This is a genomic window from Embleya sp. NPDC008237 (genome assembly GCF_042956465.1).
In the GTDB taxonomy this organism is placed as follows: domain Bacteria; phylum Actinomycetota; class Actinomycetes; order Streptomycetales; family Streptomycetaceae; genus Embleya.
Genome location: NZ_JBIBGL010000022.1, coordinates 40,337 through 55,306, shown reverse-complemented (window position 1 = coordinate 55,306; position 14,970 = coordinate 40,337). Strand labels below are relative to the sequence as shown.

16 protein-coding genes and 1 pseudogene are annotated in these 14,970 nt (G+C 71.2%); 12 read left to right on the top strand and 5 right to left on the bottom strand.

Annotation, left to right across the window (positions count from 1 at the left end; translation table 11 throughout):
- Positions 1-314: 314 nt before the first annotated feature.
- Entirely contained in the window at positions 315-782 is a 468-nt protein-coding gene (locus ACFZBU_RS40965) for a MarR family winged helix-turn-helix transcriptional regulator (RefSeq protein WP_391588868.1), read from the top strand.
- A gap of 317 nt (positions 783-1,099) precedes the next feature.
- On the opposite strand, the gene ACFZBU_RS40960 is transcribed toward ACFZBU_RS40965, so the two are convergent.
- The gene (locus tag ACFZBU_RS40960) at positions 1,100-2,341 is read right to left on the bottom strand and encodes a PP2C family protein-serine/threonine phosphatase (protein WP_391588867.1); all 1,242 of its coding nucleotides are present in this window, start codon (positions 2,339-2,341) and stop codon (positions 1,100-1,102) included.
- A gap of 218 nt (positions 2,342-2,559) precedes the next feature.
- On the opposite strand from ACFZBU_RS40960, the gene ACFZBU_RS40955 reads away from it, so the two are divergent.
- From ACFZBU_RS40955 to ACFZBU_RS40930, 6 genes and pseudogenes are all read left to right on the top strand, one after another.
- Complete coding sequence (locus ACFZBU_RS40955; RefSeq protein WP_391588949.1) at positions 2,560-3,003, top strand: MarR family transcriptional regulator; 444 nt, start codon at positions 2,560-2,562, stop codon at positions 3,001-3,003.
- 251 nt (positions 3,004-3,254) lie between these two features.
- Positions 3,255-4,144 (top strand): annotated as a pseudogene (locus tag ACFZBU_RS40950) (STAS domain-containing protein).
- Between the two features lie 47 nt (positions 4,145-4,191).
- Positions 4,192-4,575, top strand: a complete 384-nt coding sequence (locus ACFZBU_RS40945) for an STAS domain-containing protein (RefSeq protein ID WP_391588866.1) — start codon at positions 4,192-4,194, stop codon at positions 4,573-4,575.
- Entirely contained in the window at positions 4,569-5,006 is a 438-nt protein-coding gene (locus ACFZBU_RS40940; RefSeq protein ID WP_391588948.1) for an anti-sigma regulatory factor, read from the top strand. The genes ACFZBU_RS40945 and ACFZBU_RS40940 overlap by 7 nt, the downstream gene beginning before the upstream one ends.
- Positions 5,006-6,094, top strand: coding sequence for a SpoIIE family protein phosphatase (locus tag ACFZBU_RS40935; protein WP_391588865.1), 1,089 nt, complete (start codon positions 5,006-5,008; stop codon positions 6,092-6,094). Before ACFZBU_RS40940 ends, ACFZBU_RS40935 begins: the two co-directional genes overlap by 1 nt.
- 145 nt (positions 6,095-6,239) lie before the next feature.
- Entirely contained in the window at positions 6,240-6,623 is a 384-nt protein-coding gene (locus tag ACFZBU_RS40930; protein WP_391588864.1) for an SDR family oxidoreductase, read from the top strand.
- A gap of 193 nt (positions 6,624-6,816) precedes the next feature.
- Here the strand turns inward: ACFZBU_RS40930 and ACFZBU_RS40925 are convergent, their stop codons facing one another.
- Positions 6,817-7,365, bottom strand: coding sequence for a PadR family transcriptional regulator (locus tag ACFZBU_RS40925; protein ID WP_391588863.1), 549 nt, complete (start codon positions 7,363-7,365; stop codon positions 6,817-6,819).
- Between the two features lie 134 nt (positions 7,366-7,499).
- On the opposite strand from ACFZBU_RS40925, the gene ACFZBU_RS40920 reads away from it, so the two are divergent.
- The 5 genes from ACFZBU_RS40920 to ACFZBU_RS40900 all read left to right on the top strand — a co-directional run bounded on the left by ACFZBU_RS40920 (position 7,500) and on the right by ACFZBU_RS40900 (position 11,145).
- On the top strand, positions 7,500-8,045 hold the full coding sequence (locus tag ACFZBU_RS40920) for a VOC family protein (RefSeq protein WP_391588862.1): 546 nt from the start codon (positions 7,500-7,502) through the stop codon (positions 8,043-8,045).
- Between the two features lie 110 nt (positions 8,046-8,155).
- Positions 8,156-8,569 carry an alcohol dehydrogenase catalytic domain-containing protein gene (locus ACFZBU_RS40915; RefSeq protein ID WP_391588861.1) on the top strand — a complete coding sequence of 138 codons (414 nt, stop codon included), beginning with the start codon at positions 8,156-8,158 and terminating at the stop codon, positions 8,567-8,569.
- Between the two features lie 2 nt (positions 8,570-8,571).
- Positions 8,572-8,799, top strand: coding sequence for a hypothetical protein (locus ACFZBU_RS40910; RefSeq protein WP_391588860.1), 228 nt, complete (start codon positions 8,572-8,574; stop codon positions 8,797-8,799).
- 57 nt (positions 8,800-8,856) lie between these two features.
- On the top strand, positions 8,857-10,101 hold the full coding sequence (locus ACFZBU_RS40905; protein ID WP_391588859.1) for an amidohydrolase family protein: 1,245 nt from the start codon (positions 8,857-8,859) through the stop codon (positions 10,099-10,101).
- A gap of 525 nt (positions 10,102-10,626) precedes the next feature.
- Positions 10,627-11,145 (top strand): hypothetical protein, encoded by a 519-nt coding sequence (locus ACFZBU_RS40900; protein WP_391588858.1) that lies wholly within the window; start codon positions 10,627-10,629, stop codon positions 11,143-11,145.
- A gap of 346 nt (positions 11,146-11,491) precedes the next feature.
- Here ACFZBU_RS40900 and ACFZBU_RS40895 read toward each other — a convergent pair whose 3' ends face one another.
- The 3 genes from ACFZBU_RS40895 to ACFZBU_RS40885 all read right to left on the bottom strand — a co-directional run bounded on the left by ACFZBU_RS40895 (position 11,492) and on the right by ACFZBU_RS40885 (position 14,969).
- Complete coding sequence (locus tag ACFZBU_RS40895) at positions 11,492-12,256, bottom strand: SDR family oxidoreductase (protein WP_391588857.1); 765 nt, start codon at positions 12,254-12,256, stop codon at positions 11,492-11,494.
- A gap of 319 nt (positions 12,257-12,575) precedes the next feature.
- Positions 12,576-13,967, bottom strand: coding sequence for an FAD-dependent oxidoreductase (locus ACFZBU_RS40890; protein ID WP_391588856.1), 1,392 nt, complete (start codon positions 13,965-13,967; stop codon positions 12,576-12,578).
- Positions 13,968-13,988: 21 nt separating this feature from the next.
- The gene (locus tag ACFZBU_RS40885) at positions 13,989-14,969 is read right to left on the bottom strand and encodes a spirocyclase AveC family protein (protein WP_391588855.1); all 981 of its coding nucleotides are present in this window, start codon (positions 14,967-14,969) and stop codon (positions 13,989-13,991) included.
- Between the last annotated feature and the right edge of the window lies 1 nt (position 14,970).

Genomic DNA, 14,970 nt, shown 5'->3' with positions numbered 1-14,970 from the left:
ACGTCGTCTTCGGCACGTCGCACGGGGAGGGGCGTCCTCCCGGGGCAATCGACGCGGTCCCGATGTTCCCCGTTCGTGCCGGGCCGGGCTGGGTACCCACAAGTACGACCGACGCAGTGTCCGATCGGAAGAGATACCTCTGTGGACCACCGCACCGATGTTCCGGCCCCGTCCGGCGAGCCTTCGAGCAGTGCGGCGGGAGGGTGGGCCGAGGAAGGAAGGGCCGGGCGGAGAGTCCGGCAGGAGGCCCGGGAGCGTGATCGGTGGCGGGCCGGGTGCGCTTTCATAGCGCGCGGCGCGGGTTGAGCCCAGGCATGGACGTTCTCGGATCGGACGGCGAGGCGCGTGCGGCCGCCGCGACGGTGGCCGATGCGGCGCGCGCCCTGGTGCGGTTGTGGTCGCGCTCCCCGGAGACGGTCTCGCCCCGGCTGTCGCCCTCCCAGTTGCGGGCTCTGCAGGCGGTCGACAAGCTGCCGGGGATCAACCTGACCCGCCTGGCGGTGGAGATGGGCGCTGCCCTGCCCGCCGCGAGTCGGTTGTGCGACCGGCTCGCGGCCGCCGGGCTGTTGGAACGAATCCGCGCGCCGGCGAACCGGCGCGAGGTGATGCTGGCGGTGACCGGGGCGGGGCTGCGCCTGTTGGACGAGGTCGCCGAACGCCGCCGTGCGGACCTGCTCGAGGTGTTGGAGACGATGCCCGTCGAGAGCCGCGTCGAACTGGTTCGCGGGCTCCGCGCGTTCGATGCGGCCGCGTCCGCCGTTCACCCGCCCGGCCGCACCTGAGCAGAGTGCGGGCCGCCCTCCCGGCGGAGCCCCGGACCGGACCCGTCGGGCGGGACGAGACGCCCGCGCCGGTCCGGGGCCGTGTCGTCGCCGAGGTGCTCGACCGCGCCCCGACGACCGCGTGGGCGATGCACGGCGTCACGGCCCCGGGCGCAGCGCCCCCGCGGTGGCGGTCGCGCTGCCGGAACCGGCGTGTGAATCGCGTGCGCCGAAGAGGCGATAGGCGGTTCCCGGTCCGACGGTGGAGTCCGGCGCCCGACTTGATGTCCTCGACGCGATCGGGCGTCCTCGACCGGTCCGAGTGCCGAGGCGTGCGCTCACTGCGGATCGCGAGGCGGTGCGTCGAGGGGGGTGGGTCGGCCCTGGTGCGGGTCGGGATCCGAGAGGGCGGGACGATCGGCGGGCCTGCCGTACCAGTCCAGGCAGACGATCAGGGCGTCGTCGTCGGGGACGGGCCGTCCGCGGTGGCCGGTGAGTTCGCGCAGGACCGCGCGCGGCATCTCGGCGGGCGGCAGGAGACGGGTGGCGTTGATCGCTCGGGCCAACGCGCGGTCGCCGTAGGCTTCGCCGGCCGGTGAGGCGACCGCGTGGACGCCGTCGCTGACGAACACGAGGCGATCGCCGGGCCTGACGTAAAACTCCTGCGCCGTGTAGTCGGTCTCCTCGAACATGCCCAGGGGCAGTTGCGCGTCGAAGTCGACCGGTGCCACGGCCCCGTCGCGCAGGAGCAGCAGGCGCGGGGAGCCGGCGTCGACCACCTGGACCCGTCCGGTGGCCAGTTCGAAGTCCAGCAGCAGGACGGACAGGTAGGCGTTGCCCTGGTGCTGGGCGAAGACGGCCTGATCGGCCAGGGCGGCCTGGTCGGCGATGGGGATGCCGGCGCGTCGGGCGTTGCGCAGGGCGTTGATGGTGAGGTTGGTGAGGAGGGCGGCGTCGATGCCCTCGCCCATGCCGTTGGTCACCGTCAGGACGAGGTGGTCGGCGGTGGCGGACCAGTCGAAGTTGTCGCCGTGCACGGCGTAGGCGGGTTCGAGTTGGGCGCCGATGGCGTACTCGTCGCGGCTGCAGGCTCGTCCCGGCAGGAGTTGCCACTGCATCTCGGCCGCCAGGGTCAGGCGATCCTTGCGCCGGGCCTGGAGGTAGAGGTCGGTGTCGCGCTCGGCGACGGTCACCGCGTGGGCGAGCATCTCGGCGATGTCGGCGAGCTCGGCCCGGACCGTCGCCGAGCAGGCGTCGGTGGGCAGGGCGACGGTGAGCACGCCGAGGCGGTCGCCGCGGACGGTCACCGGGAAGTGCACGACGGTGGCCTGGTCCTGTTCCTCGTGGACGGGCTCCTGCGCGCCGAAGGCTCGGCCCTGGGGGCTGTTGTGCACGGAGAGGGGTTCGGTGGTGTACGGCAGCACGGACACCGGTTGCAGGACGGTCAAGCCGTAGTCGGCCATCAGTAGCTCGACGGATTGCGCCCGGTAGTGCCTGGTCAGCACGCGGCGGAGCGCGTCGAGCAGGTCGTGCGGGGGCGCGGCACGCAACGCGCGTTCGGCCTCTTCGTAGCCATTCACAGTCTTGTTCAGCCGTTCTCTGCGGGTGGACGCGGGATGACGCCCTCATGCGTGTCCGCGGAACGGCCCACACCGTCTGTCGGATCAACCGCTTTTATAGCGTCTATTGTGGTTGCGGCGCGGCCCTGGGACCGGCGGCACTCGTGGTGGGACGTCAGAGTAAGGCGGTGAGCGTGGCTACCTCCCCTCGGCACGAACATTCGGACGAGACCGCGCGCGTGACGACCGCGGCGGCAGAACTGCTCGAGGTGCTGTTGGGGCGTGCGTCCACGGCCCCCGTCTCCGCCTCGCAACTGCGCGCGCTGTTCCTGCTCGAGCAGCACGACGGAATCAACCTGCGCACGCTGGCCGACGGCCTGCGGTCCACGCCCTCCTCGACGAGTCGCCTGTGTGACCGCCTGCAGGCGGTGGGTTTCGTCGAGCGCCTGCCCAGCGCCAGCAGTCGTCGCGAACTGCAATTGCGGCTGAGCCGACGGGGCCACGCCTTCCTGGCCGACCTGCGGGCCCGCCGCGAACGGGAATTGGCGGTCGTCATCGCGCGCATGCCGGTCGAATCCCGGGCGATGCTGCTGAAGGGGCTCGAATCCCTGTGGGACGCCGCGCTCCTCGTCGCGGACGAGGCCGCGGAAGTCCCGCTCCGCCCCCATGTGCGAACCGCCTGAGGCATTCGACCCGATATCGGCCGCTGTCCCATGCCGCCTCCTTTCGTCCGGTGGTCTCACCGGGCCATGAGCGCGCGGATCCGGTGGCGGGGTCGATGGCCCGCGCCGCCGGGGCGCCGTGACCCGCCCGACACCCCGGCGCGAAGCGTATCGAATTATTGACGCATGACAACTGTTGCCGATAGACATGCGTCATCGGATCGGTGCGCGCGCTTCGACCCGTGATCGACGGACGGGACGAGGAGTCGAACATGACGCACGCGCAGGCCAACGGGGCGGCGACCAAGCTCGTCACGGTGTTTCTGGAACAACGCCGTGAACAGTTGGCGCAACGTTGGGCCGACCTGTCGCTGTTTCGGACCGTCTTCACCGCAGCCCGGGAGGAGGCGGTCGAGGCGTGCCGAGCCGTGGTCGACGCCCTGGCCGCAGTCGCGGTGACCGGGCGCACCGAGGACGTGGAGGCACCCGGGTTCGACGCCGTCCGCGAACAGCTGGGCAGGATGGCGGCCCTGCGCGGGCGCGCGGGACGAACGCCCGGTCAGGTGGCCGGCGAGGTGGCCGCGTTGAAGCCCCCATCCTGGAGATGCTGAACGCCGAACTGCGGGACGAGGACGCCGAACTGCGACACGCGGCCGTGATCTGCCTGCTCGACCTTCTCGGCACGCTGCGCCTGGTGGTGATGGAGACGGCGCTGGTCGAGGGGCAGGATCTGATAGCCCGCCAACGCCTTCAACTGTCGGAGTTGGCCACGCCGGTGATCAAGCTGTGGGAGCGCGTGGTGGCGGTGCCGCTGATCGGCACTCTGGACAGCGCCCGGAGCCAGGTGGTGATGGAAAACCTGCTCGACGCGATCGTCGCCCACCGCGCGGCCACCGCGATCCTCGACATCACGGGCGTGCCCACCGTGGACTCGCTGGTGGCCCAACACCTGATCAAGACCGTGGCCGCGGCCCGGCTCATGGGTGCCGAATGCATCATCTCCGGAATTCGTCCCGCGATCGCCCAGACCATCGTGCAACTGGGCATCGACCTGGGTGGCATCACCACACGCACCACGCTGGCGGACGCGCTGGCCCTGGCTCTGAATCGGGCGGGCACCCCGCTTGCCGGCGTCGTCGGTGCGGAAACACGGGGCCTGTGACGGGCGCCCCCGGATCACCGCGCGCTGTCCGGATCCCGGTCGCGACCGTGCGCGGGGTGCTCGTGGTGACGCTCCCGGACGACCTGGACGACCACGGTGCCACCGTACTCGCGGAGGATGTCGCCGCCGTGGTCGCCGCCGGCACCGCCGGCGGCGTGATCATCGACGTCGGCGCCGCCGAGATCCTCGACTCCTTCCTCGCCCGAGTCCTGGCCGACACCGCCGCCTGCGCGAGGCTCATGGCGGCCGACACGGTGATCGCGGGCATCCGCCCGGCGGTCGCGATCACCCTGGTGGAACTCGGCCTGAACCTTCCGGGCTTGCGTACCGCCCTGACCGTCGAGGACGCCCTCGCGTCCCTGGACCCGGCGGGGGAGGCGCGTACGGGATCGGCGCGCGGCGTGACGCGTTCCTCGAGGACGGCATCGTGAACGAAGCCGGAACGGTGTTGTTGCACGTGCGATCCGATCCGGACGTGGCGCTGGTACGCCAACGCGTCCGCGAGGCGGCCGCTCACGTCGGTTTCGGCCTCGTCGAACAAACGAAACTGGTCACCGCGGCCGGCGAGTTGGCGCGCAACACCCTCGTCCACGGCGGAGGCGGGAGCGTAGAGGTCGCTCATGTCGCGCGGGGTGCCACGGCGGGTCTGCGACTGCGCTTCGCCGACACCGGCCCCGGCATCCCCGACGTGGAACTCGCCATGACCGACGGCTGGACCACCGCCGGGGGACTCGGCCTGGGCCTGGGCGGATCGCGCCGCCTGGTCCACGAGTTCGCCCTCGACACCGTGCCCGGGCAGGGCACCACCGTCACCGTCGTGAGCTGGGCCGCCTCGACGAACGCGCCCCTGGTGGGGCCGTAGTGACCCGAGTATGGGACATCCCCGTCCACGACTCGACCCGCATCCGCGACGTCCGCGTGGCCACCGAGCGAGCCGCCGCGGCCGCCGGACTCGCCTCGCCGATCTCCGACCGCGCCGTGCTGGTGGCATCCGAACTGGTCACCAACCTCCTCAAGCACGCGGGCGGCGGACGCGTCCTGATCGAAAGCCTTCCGCACGGCGCCGCACCGCGGCACGCCGGCGAACCCGGTACCGTGCAAATCCTCGCCCTGGACCACGGCCCCGGGATCGCAGACATCACCGCCGCCACCGGCGACGGATTCTCCTCGTCCGGCTCGCTGGGCATCGGACTGGGCACCTGTCGCCGCCTGTCCGACTCCTTCGACCTCCACCCCGGACCCGGCCACGGAACAGTGGCCCTCGCCCGCCTGGGTCCCCGACCGGACAACGACACGGCCCCGAGCCTGCCGATCGCCCACGTCGGAGGGCTGCACGTTCCCCTGGCCGGGGCCCCGCACTCCGGCGACGCATGGAGCCACACCGCCACCGCCGACAGTTCGACCGTGATGCTCGCCGACGGCCTGGGCCACGGCCCGCCCGCAGCCGAGGCAACCGACGTCGCGGTGCGCGTGCTGCACCGCCATCCCGAACTCGCCCCCCACGACCTGCTGGAGACCCTGGACACCGCGCTGCGCGGCACACGCGGCGCCGCCATCGCCATCGCCCGCATCGACGCGACCTCGGGCCGGCTCACCTTCGCCGGAGTGGGCAACGTCGGCGCCCGTATCCGGACCCCACAGGGCTGGGACCACCTCGTGTCGCGACCGGGCGTCGTCGGCGCCTACCGCCACACCCGCCCGCCGGCACCCCAACACCGGCCGTGGACCGGCGAGTCGACGCTGATCCTGCACAGCGACGGCCTCCCCAGCCGCTGGCACGTCCCCGACGACCCGGACATCGAGCACCGCGATCCGACCGTGATCGCGGCCGTGATCCTACGCGACACCCTCGGCCCCGGGAGCCCCGTCCGCGACGACACCACCCTCGCCGTGGTCACCGCGCGCCGACCGCCCGAGCCGAGTATGCGACGCGGCGCGAACGGCCGGTAGCGGTAGTGCCTCGACCGGTACACACGGGCAGTGCGGCACGACCTCGCGCCGGGGTGGTGGTGTGGAGGGCGAGGAGGGTTCCGGTGTCGCCTTCCAGGAAGTCGGGGCCGTGGTCGTGGGGTTGGCCCGGGAGTTCGTGTAGTCGGTGGGCCGTTGCGGGGAGGAGGGCGGCGAGGTCGGGGTTGCGGGAGGCCGGGTGGTGGCGATCGGATCGGAGGCCGGAGCCACAGGGCTGCCCATCGGCGTGTCCACCTACGGCGCCGCCCAAGCCGGAGCGGCGGGTTTCATCCGCCACCTGGCCCTGGAACCGGCGGGACAGGGCGTCACCGCCAACACCATCGCGCTGGGATTGGTCGCCGACGGGCAACCGGAACCGCCGGAGTCGGCAGCCCTGGCGTCGACCATCCCCGTCCGGCGCATCGGCAGCCCGGACGATGCCGGAGCACTGACGGTGTACCTGGTCTCGGAGGAGGCATCCTGGATCACCGGCCAGACCATCAACCTCAACGGCGGCACGCTCATGGCGTAGCCGCGCCCATCGACCGCACCGTGACCGCGCCGCCGTTGCCGGGCGACGCGCACGAGCGCGACGGCACACTCGCGGCCCCGCACCCGCCCGGCGCGCCGTCGAGCAGGACGATGCCGACGGCTCGCCGAGTCGGGTGCGGTCTCTTCGGCGGTGCGCGGCACGGGGCCCGGCCTGCGGACCTACGCCTTCGGCGTCAGGCACCGGTGATGTGCTTCTCCACCGCGTCACACCAGGCGAGTCCGGCCCGCGCCTGGCCGACGGCGTATTCCCGCAGCAGGAGGCTGACTGCCGAGGTGCCGCCGTTCAAGGCCAGCCAGCCTTCGAATTCGCGACGCTTGGCGGCGATCAGCGGCAGGAGGTCCTCGGGGCTGAGGGCCTCGGCGAAAAGGATCTTCAGCAGTGCCTCGTCGCGCAGTTGGGGCGGAGTGGGCGGGTCGCCGAGCCACCGGAACAGCACCCGGCGGCCTTCGTCGGTGATGCGCCAGACGGTCTGGCCGCGCGGTCCGGTGACCGCGTCGGCTTCGATCAGGCCGAGCGCCTGGAGGTTCTTGAGCTGGGGGTACAGCTGGGCATAGCTCACTCCCCAGAACGTGTCGACGATGTGCCCGGTGGCCTGTTTGATGTCGTAGCCGGTGCGCGGCTGCATGGCGATGAAGCCGAGCGCGGTCCGGGCGGTGGCAGTGAGTTGCGATGGCTCGGCGGACTTCTGCATCGGGTCTTGCTCCTCTGACCTATCTGGCATATATCTATGGTACATATCTATGGGAGATATATGCGGTGCCGTTGCCCATTCACTGATGCCGGCGCCGCGTGCGTAGCCGACGCCGGGGGCGCGCGGCTCGCTGCGATGCGAGACCTCGACCGACGGAGGATGTTGTGACCCCCTTGCTCGGTACCGTCGACCAGCTGGGCTATGTCGTGACCGACCTGCGCGCCGCGATGCGGCACTGGACGGAGAACCTCGGCGTCGGGCCGTTCTTTTCCTTCGCCGAGGCGGCGATCCCGAACATCTACTATCTGGGCGAGCGCACGCCCGTCCGGATCGGCGTGGCGTTGGCGTATTCGGGCGATCTGCAGATCGAACTGATCCAGCAGCTCAACCCCGAAGCCCCCAGTGCGTACGCGGACTTCCTGCAGCAGCGCGGGGAAGGCCTGCATCACCTGGGGCACTTCGTCGAGGAAGGCGAGGCGGCCTACGACGCGCACGTCCGGCGTTTCGCGGACGCCGGTGTCACGCCGTACCACAACGGCGACTCCGGCGGCCCCGGCACACGTTTCGCGTACTTCCCGACGGAGGCGCACGGCGGCACCGTCGCCGAGGTCATCGAAACCGCCTTGTACCGGGACTTCTTCGCCACCATCCGCGACGCGGCCCGGGACTGGGACGGCCGCGACCCGGTGCGCCCGGTGGACGGCCTTTGAACCACCGGCCGGCGGCATACCGCTTCCCGCCGACCTCGAACACCGGCCGCCCACACCGGTCGGCCACGCCCACGCCCATGCTCGTGACCAGGCAAGAGGAGGACCCCGGGATGCGCGCAGTACGCAACACCGACGAAGGCGCCCGGGTCGTCCGCGTCCCCGAACCCGAGGCGGCGGGCGACTCCACCGACAACGTGCTCGTCGACGTGGTCTCCACCGCGATATGTGGAAGCGACCCGCACATGGTCACCGCCGGGATGGCGGGGGCGACGCTCGGGCACGCGTTCGCCGGGACGCTCGCCGACGGCACACCGGTCGCGGTACGCCCGCAGGCGCCCTGCGGTGCCTGCGACCTGTGCACGTCGGGACACCGCCAGTGGTGTCGCACCGGCGGTGAACGTTTGTACGGGGTGACACTCGACGGCGGCATGGCCGACCGCGTGGTGGTCGACGCCTCGTCGCCGTCGAACACACCCGCCCAGGTGGCACGCTGGGACTCCTGGGGACGTTCTGGACTCCCGTGACGATGAGCGTCGCGGTCCAGATGAAGGAGATCGGCATCATCCCGGCGGTCACCTACGGACACCACCAGGGCGTCGAGGAGTTCGCCACCGCCGTCGAAGTCCTGCGTGACACCCCGCGTCTGGCCGAGGCGTTGGTGACCCACAGGTACGGACTCGACGACGCGGCCGAGGCGTTCGCCCGTGCCGCCGACCCGTCCGCCGAAGCCATCAAGATCATCCTCGAGCCGTGAGCCGACTCGGGCGATCGACCCCCGTGACGACCTTCGCATCATGAAACGAGTACACACATGAGCCGACTCATCCTGACCCACGCCACCGTGCTGGACGGAATCCACGGCCCGGCCGCCAACCACACCATTGTGGTCGAGGACGGCCGCATCACCCACGTCGGCCACGACGCCCAAGCACCCCGCCCGGTCGACGGTGACCGAGTGGTGGACCTGGCGGGGAAGACCGTCATGCCAGGGATGTTCACGTGCCATTTCCACGCGACGTACCACGAGCTGGGGTCGCGGCCGAACGTGCCGTACGGCAACGAGTACCCGCCCGCCTACCAGGCGCTGATCGCCGCGAAGAACCTCCGGACGGCGCTGGAGCACGGCTACACCGGGGTGGTCGGCGCGGGCGCGTCGAACGAGGTCGAGGGCGGTGTCAAGCGTGCGATCGAGGACGGCCTGATCCCGGGCCCGCGGTTCTGGCCCTCGGGGCGGGAACTGTCGACGACCGGCCACGCGAATGACGGTGTGCCGTGGCACTGGGGGATGCCGGCGCCCGGAGCGGTGCGGTTGTGCGACGGGGCGGACGGGTTCCGCCTCGGGGTGCGTGAGGAGATCAAGCGCGGCGCCGAGGTGATCAAGCTGTTCGTCACCGGCGGCCACGGCACCACGGCGCCGAAGAACCGCATCGAGATGACGCGCGACGAACTCGCCGCGGCGATCGAGACGGCGCACGCACGCGGCGCGCTGATCCGCGCGCACCTGGTCAACAAGCCGGCCATCATGATGGCTCTCGAACTGGGCATCGACATCGTCGACCACTGCGACGAGATGGACGACGAGATCATCGCCGCACTGGTCGAGACCGGCGCGTTCGTCGTCCCGTCCCTGCACTTCCCCAAGCACTTCCTCGACATGATGGGCGACGGGCTCGGCTTCGCCGCGGACGCGATCCGCGCCGACCTCGCGCACATGTACCGGGAGATCCCCAAGGCCCAGGCCGCAGGCGTCAAATTTGTCCTCGGGGACGACTACGGCGCGGTCGGCTTCGGCCACGGCCTCTACGGCCGCGAATTCCGCCTCTACACCGAGCACGCCGGCATCTCACCCCTCGAAGTCATCGGCTGGGCCACCCGCAACGGCGCGCAACTCGCCCGCCGCGGCGATGATTTGGGCACCATCGAGGCAGGCAGGCTCGCCGACCTGCTCGTGCTGGACGGCGACCCGATCGCCGACATCGGCGCCCTCGCGGATCGGCCGCCGCTGGCCGTGCTCAAGGGCGGCGAGCTCGCCGCAGGCGCCCTGCCCGCCGTTTGACGGCGTCGCGTACCACTGCGGCCCACCTGCCCGCCGTTTCGGCAACCGGCCTCGCCGCCCGCCGACCCATCGATTCCCGACCTCAGGAAGGTAGGACACCACCGTGCACAGGGGGCGGCGAAGTGCCGTTCGGCGCCGGCGATGCGCTGTCGTATCCCGGGCCGGGGAGGGAACAAGGACGTCGCCGGCCCGGGCGGCAGGTGCTCGACGGAAGGACTCGGGTCTGATCCCGCCCGTATCCGCACCGCGTGAAGGGTCCGGGCGGGCTCGGCGTGGGTCCCGGGCGGCGCCGGGACCTTCGGCCGGTGGCCCGAGCCCGAAGACGACCGGGACCGCGACGACGACATCGATGCGGGGCGTCCGACGCCCGGCCGCGATCCGTTCGCCCGCAGGGGCGTCGAATAGCCGGGGCGCGGAACGGATCCGCGAGGCACCCGTGTGGGCGGTTTCCCCACGCTCGGGGATCTCGTTGGACGAGGCGACGCACACCTCGGGTGTGCTCGGATCCGAAGGGAAGTCCCCGCCGTGGCCCACGAACCCGTCGCCGGTGACGACGCGCGCACCGAACTCGACCTGATCGACGCGTACGACCGCGCGATCGAGTACGCGTTCGTCAACCGTGGCGATCGCGAGGGGCGGGACCGGATCGACACCGAGGCCGTCGTGCGCCGCCTGGCCCCGTGCGGTTGCGGACGCCTGGAGTTCGACGGCCGCGACGTCGACCGCACCGTCTTGACCTCGCTCGCGCTGCGGGCGGGCCGGCCCACCGCCGCGGGGGTGCTGCTCGCCGCGCTCGACTACGCCCACCGCGCCTGGGGCTGCACCGGCCGGACCAACGTCATCCGTGAGATCCACGCGAGTCGGCCCGGGCGACGCGAACCGGTCGAACTCACCGGCCTTCTGGGCCGGCTCGTGCGGATCCACGCGGCCGGGACGCCGTGCGACGCGTGCGACCCCGTCTTCGGGTCGGGCCCGAAACCGTGGTGGGTGCCGTGCAGCGCGACCGGATCACCGTCGGCGATCACCCGGGCACCCTCGCAATGAAACCCTCCGGCAGACCCGCCACCAACCGACGCAACGCCTCCGGCCCGTCCCCGGCCAGACTGCTGTGCTGCCGGTAGTCGGAGGCGACCCACCGGTCGGCTCCGGGCCCCGACGGGATCGAGGGAGGGGAAGGTCGCGGCGTTGGAGGCTTTTGCGGGGGTGGCGGGCGGGGGCCCAGGGCGTGTCTTCGAGCTCGGTCGAGTAAGCCGTGGCGCGTGCGACCGTAAGGCGCGTGCCCGCGGCTGGGCCTGGCTTCGGCCGTGCGAGGGTCCGTAACGCCGCGAGTCTGCGCGCCACGGGTCGCGGCCCCGGCGCGAGTCGAAGACACGCCCCAGCGTCGATTCGATCAGTTCGGCTGGCCGATCGGCCGTACCACCAGCGTGTTCACGTCCACGCCCGCAGGCTGCCCGATCGCCCACATCACCGAGTCCACCAACTGCTCCGCCGAGATCATCGGACCGGCTGCCGCGGCCCCGCCCGGACGCTCGTCCCAGAACGGCGTCAGCACCCGCCCCGGCGCGATCAACGTCGTGCCGACGCCGTAACCGGTCACCAGCATGCGCACGTTCTCCGCGAGACCGGTGACCGCCCACTTCGTCGCCGAGTACATGTTCCCGGGCGTGTTCTTGAACCCCGCCACACTGCCGACCAGCACGATCCGGCCTTGCGACTCCTTCAACGCGGGCAGTGCCGCCCGCACGAGCAGCGCCGGGCCCAACACGTTCGTCAGCACCATGTCCCGCCACTGCGCGGGGTCACCCGTCTCGATGTTCCCGTCCACCGCGAACCCGGCGTTTGCGATCGCGTTGTCCAACCGGCCGAACACCCGCACGGTTTCCCCGACCGCCGCGGACACCTCGTCCCAATCCGCCGCGTCGCCCGCGAATGTCAGCAGACGGCCGCCGGTGCCCAGCCTGTCCGCCTGATCGGCCAACGCCGCCAGCTTCGCCTCGCTGCGCCCGGTCGCCGCCACCCGGTGCCCGGCGGCCAGCAGCCGCCGCACCGTCTCGGCCCCGATGCCGCTCGACCCGCCGGTCACGAACGTGACCGGCGCCGAACCGGTGTCGTCCGCCGCAGCCGCCCCGGTGTCCTGCGTCTTGCCGCCGCTCATGCTCTCCCCGCACTTCCGGAATCCGGCACCCGTCCGGGCGCCCGTGATCACCCGACGCTAGATCGCCACCGCGCCCAAGTCCACGACTTTCCCCAGCCGCGCCGCCCCGCAGGTGTCGTTACCCGGTGGGCGAGGGCTCGGGCGCTCCCGGCCCTGTAGGCACCTGACACGACCGTCGCCGGACGGGCGGAACACCGGCCTTGGGAAGGGGATTTCGCGCTCTTTCGAAAAGGCCGGACATCAGGGCCATCGGGAGTGGGTGTGGGCAGTCGAGCGGGGACGTCACCTCGTGCGCGCTTCCGTCGCGAGTCCGATCGCGTCATGGGCCCGGGGCTCGCCGCGTTCTCCGCAAAGTGGTGATGGCCATGTGCGTCACGTGTCTGGGGTGGAAGAGCAGGAGGGGGCTGCCGGTCATGTTGGTGATCCGGGCGATGTCGTGGAACATGCGAGGATCGGTGGGGACGTGTCGCTGCCACCGGTCGAGATACCACAGACCGAGGCGGAAAGGCAGGGGCGGGCGCTCATCCTGCCAGGCGCGGTCGGGGAGGGTCGCGATGACCCAGGGCCAGACGGTGACGCGGGCCACTCGTCGTTGGAACTCGCCGGCGATGCCGGCCGACGGACGCCTGTGCCGGCGTGTGAGCAGTTCGCGTAGCGCCAGGGCTTCCAGGGCTGCGACCGTCATGCCCTGGGCGTAGACCGGGTTGAGGGTACAGGCGGCGTCGCCGAGCACCATCAAGCCGTCGGGCCATCGGGGCAGGCGGTCGTATCGGCGGCGGAGATTCGCCGTTCGGGCGTAGCGCACGGCTGTGCTTTGGGGCCGCGAGTGCCGGACGGTTTCGTGCAGGTCGCAGGACAGCGACTTGATGAACGCGTCGAAGCCGCCGTCGTCGGTGGGTGGGTGGTCACCCGCGGCGCCCTGGAGAGTGACGATCAGCAGGTCGTTTTCGACGCGCAGAGCGAAGACGCCGCGCCGGTCGGCGGGCGGCTGCGGGAGTTCGAAGATCGCGCGCCACCCTGAGGGTGTGGTGGTGTGGTAGACGCGTGTGGCGTAGCCGACTTCGGCGTCGACGACGGACTCGGCGACGTGCGGCAGCCCGAGTGCGGTGAGCCAGTCGGGCAGGTGCGAGCCGCGTCCGGAGGCATCCACCACCAGGTCGGCCTCTTGGTTGGTGACCTCGGTATCGATGTCGCGCCGGATGCTGCGGGGCCGTAGGCGGACGCCGGTCACCGTCCGTCCGCCGTCGATTGTTGTCAGCCCGACGACCGTGCACGCGTCTCTCAGGCGGATGTCGGGTGTCCGTAGGACGTGTTCGCGAACGATTGCTTCCAGGAGGGGGCGACTGACCGGCTGGATGTGGATGCCGGAATCCTGCGGTGGTGGTGAGCCGGACGGGAGGTACAGTCGGCCGTCGCGGCAGAAGTCCACCGGTGGTGCGCCTGCCGCGGCCAATTCCTGCCGGATTCCCGGCAGGAGTTCCTCGAACGCCTGCAGTCCGCGGGCCTGTAGCGCGTGTGCGTGTCGTCCTTGGGGAACGCCTTTGCGAGGCAGGGGGAGGGGGCCGAGGCGGTCGCGTTCGATGATGGTCACGCGCGTGAAGCTTTCGGTGAGGACCCGTGCGGTCAGGAGTCCGGCTATGCCCGCGCCGATGACGACGGCGTGTTCGTGGCCTGTCGGGCGGTGGAGACGGCGCCGACGACAGGGCTTCATGGGAGCTCCTGACCTTTGATGTCATGGGGCCGGCCGGTCCCACCAGTCGGGCAGGTCGATCGGATGGCTGACCAACGAGGCGAGAGCCATGGTGACCTGGAAGCCCAGGGTGCAGACGTTCATGAAGCCGACTCCGGCCAGCAGCCTGGCCCAGGGCCGCGCCTGCGGGGCGAGTTGTGCGGTGCCGCGGAAGAGGTGGACTTCGCGGTCTTGTTCGGAGTGCAGGGCCATGGCCAGAACCGGTGCGACGAAGAAGCCGACCACGGCGAGTGTGGAGGTGAGGGGCAGTTGGTACCAGTTTCCCTCGAAGAGGGTGAGGTGCCCGGGTAGCGCGCGTGGATAGGCGAATCCGCCGAGTCGCTGGTAGACGCCGGTCAGGAGTGGTTCGCACACCAGCATCGCCCCGATGGTCGTGGCGAGGGTGCGTCGTCGGCTCCAGTGTGGCCGCCGGCGGATCAGAAGGCGCGCGACGGCCAGTGCGATGACGATCCACAGCAGCATCACGGGGTAGGCGATTTCCATGAGGTACGACTCGATGGCGGGTGTGTCGCCCTGCCAGCCGGGGAGATACGGCCCCCAGGTGTCGACGTTGAGGTCGTAGCGGTTGTTTCCGGCCGCGTAGTGGAAGTTGCTCACGTAGGGGTTGCTCCAGAAGGAGAAGCAGAAGCCTACGAACACGGCGGCGTTCAGGGTGACGCGGCCCTGGGCGCGGCATTCTCGCCACAGTGCCGCCGCTGCCACGAGGAACAGCAGGGTGGCGCTGACTTGGCCCACGTGGGTGGCGATCTTCATGGTGCGGGGAATGGTGTAGTCCCCGGCTCGATGCGCGTGGGCGTCGCCTCCGAGGATCCAGCGTGTGAAGACCACGGCTTGGAAGACCAGGCAGAACAGGCCGAAGGCGGCCCAGCGCAGCACGGCGGAGCGCCAGGAAAGTGCGGTGGGAAGCCGGCGACTGCCCGAGGGAGTGCGTTCGGCGTCGGCCGGGGTCGCCCGGTGTGTCATG

Excerpts from the sequence above, each read along its gene's own strand:
- ACFZBU_RS40965 (WP_391588868.1), top strand. The coding sequence starts at position 315 with ATGGACGTTCTCGGATCGGACGGCGAGGCGCGTGCGGCCGCCGCGACG.
- ACFZBU_RS40925 (WP_391588863.1), bottom strand. The coding sequence starts at position 7,365 with ATGCCAGATAGGTCAGAGGAGCAAGACCCGATGCAGAAGTCCGCCGAG.
- ACFZBU_RS40915 (WP_391588861.1), top strand. The coding sequence starts at position 8,156 with ATGCGCGCAGTACGCAACACCGACGAAGGCGCCCGGGTCGTCCGCGTC.
- ACFZBU_RS40910 (WP_391588860.1), top strand. The coding sequence starts at position 8,572 with ATGAGCGTCGCGGTCCAGATGAAGGAGATCGGCATCATCCCGGCGGTC.
- ACFZBU_RS40905 (WP_391588859.1), top strand. The coding sequence starts at position 8,857 with ATGAGCCGACTCATCCTGACCCACGCCACCGTGCTGGACGGAATCCAC.
- ACFZBU_RS40895 (WP_391588857.1), bottom strand. The coding sequence starts at position 12,256 with ATGAGCGGCGGCAAGACGCAGGACACCGGGGCGGCTGCGGCGGACGAC.
- ACFZBU_RS40890 (WP_391588856.1), bottom strand. The coding sequence starts at position 13,967 with ATGAAGCCCTGTCGTCGGCGCCGTCTCCACCGCCCGACAGGCCACGAA.
- ACFZBU_RS40885 (WP_391588855.1), bottom strand. The coding sequence starts at position 14,969 with ATGACACACCGGGCGACCCCGGCCGACGCCGAACGCACTCCCTCGGGC.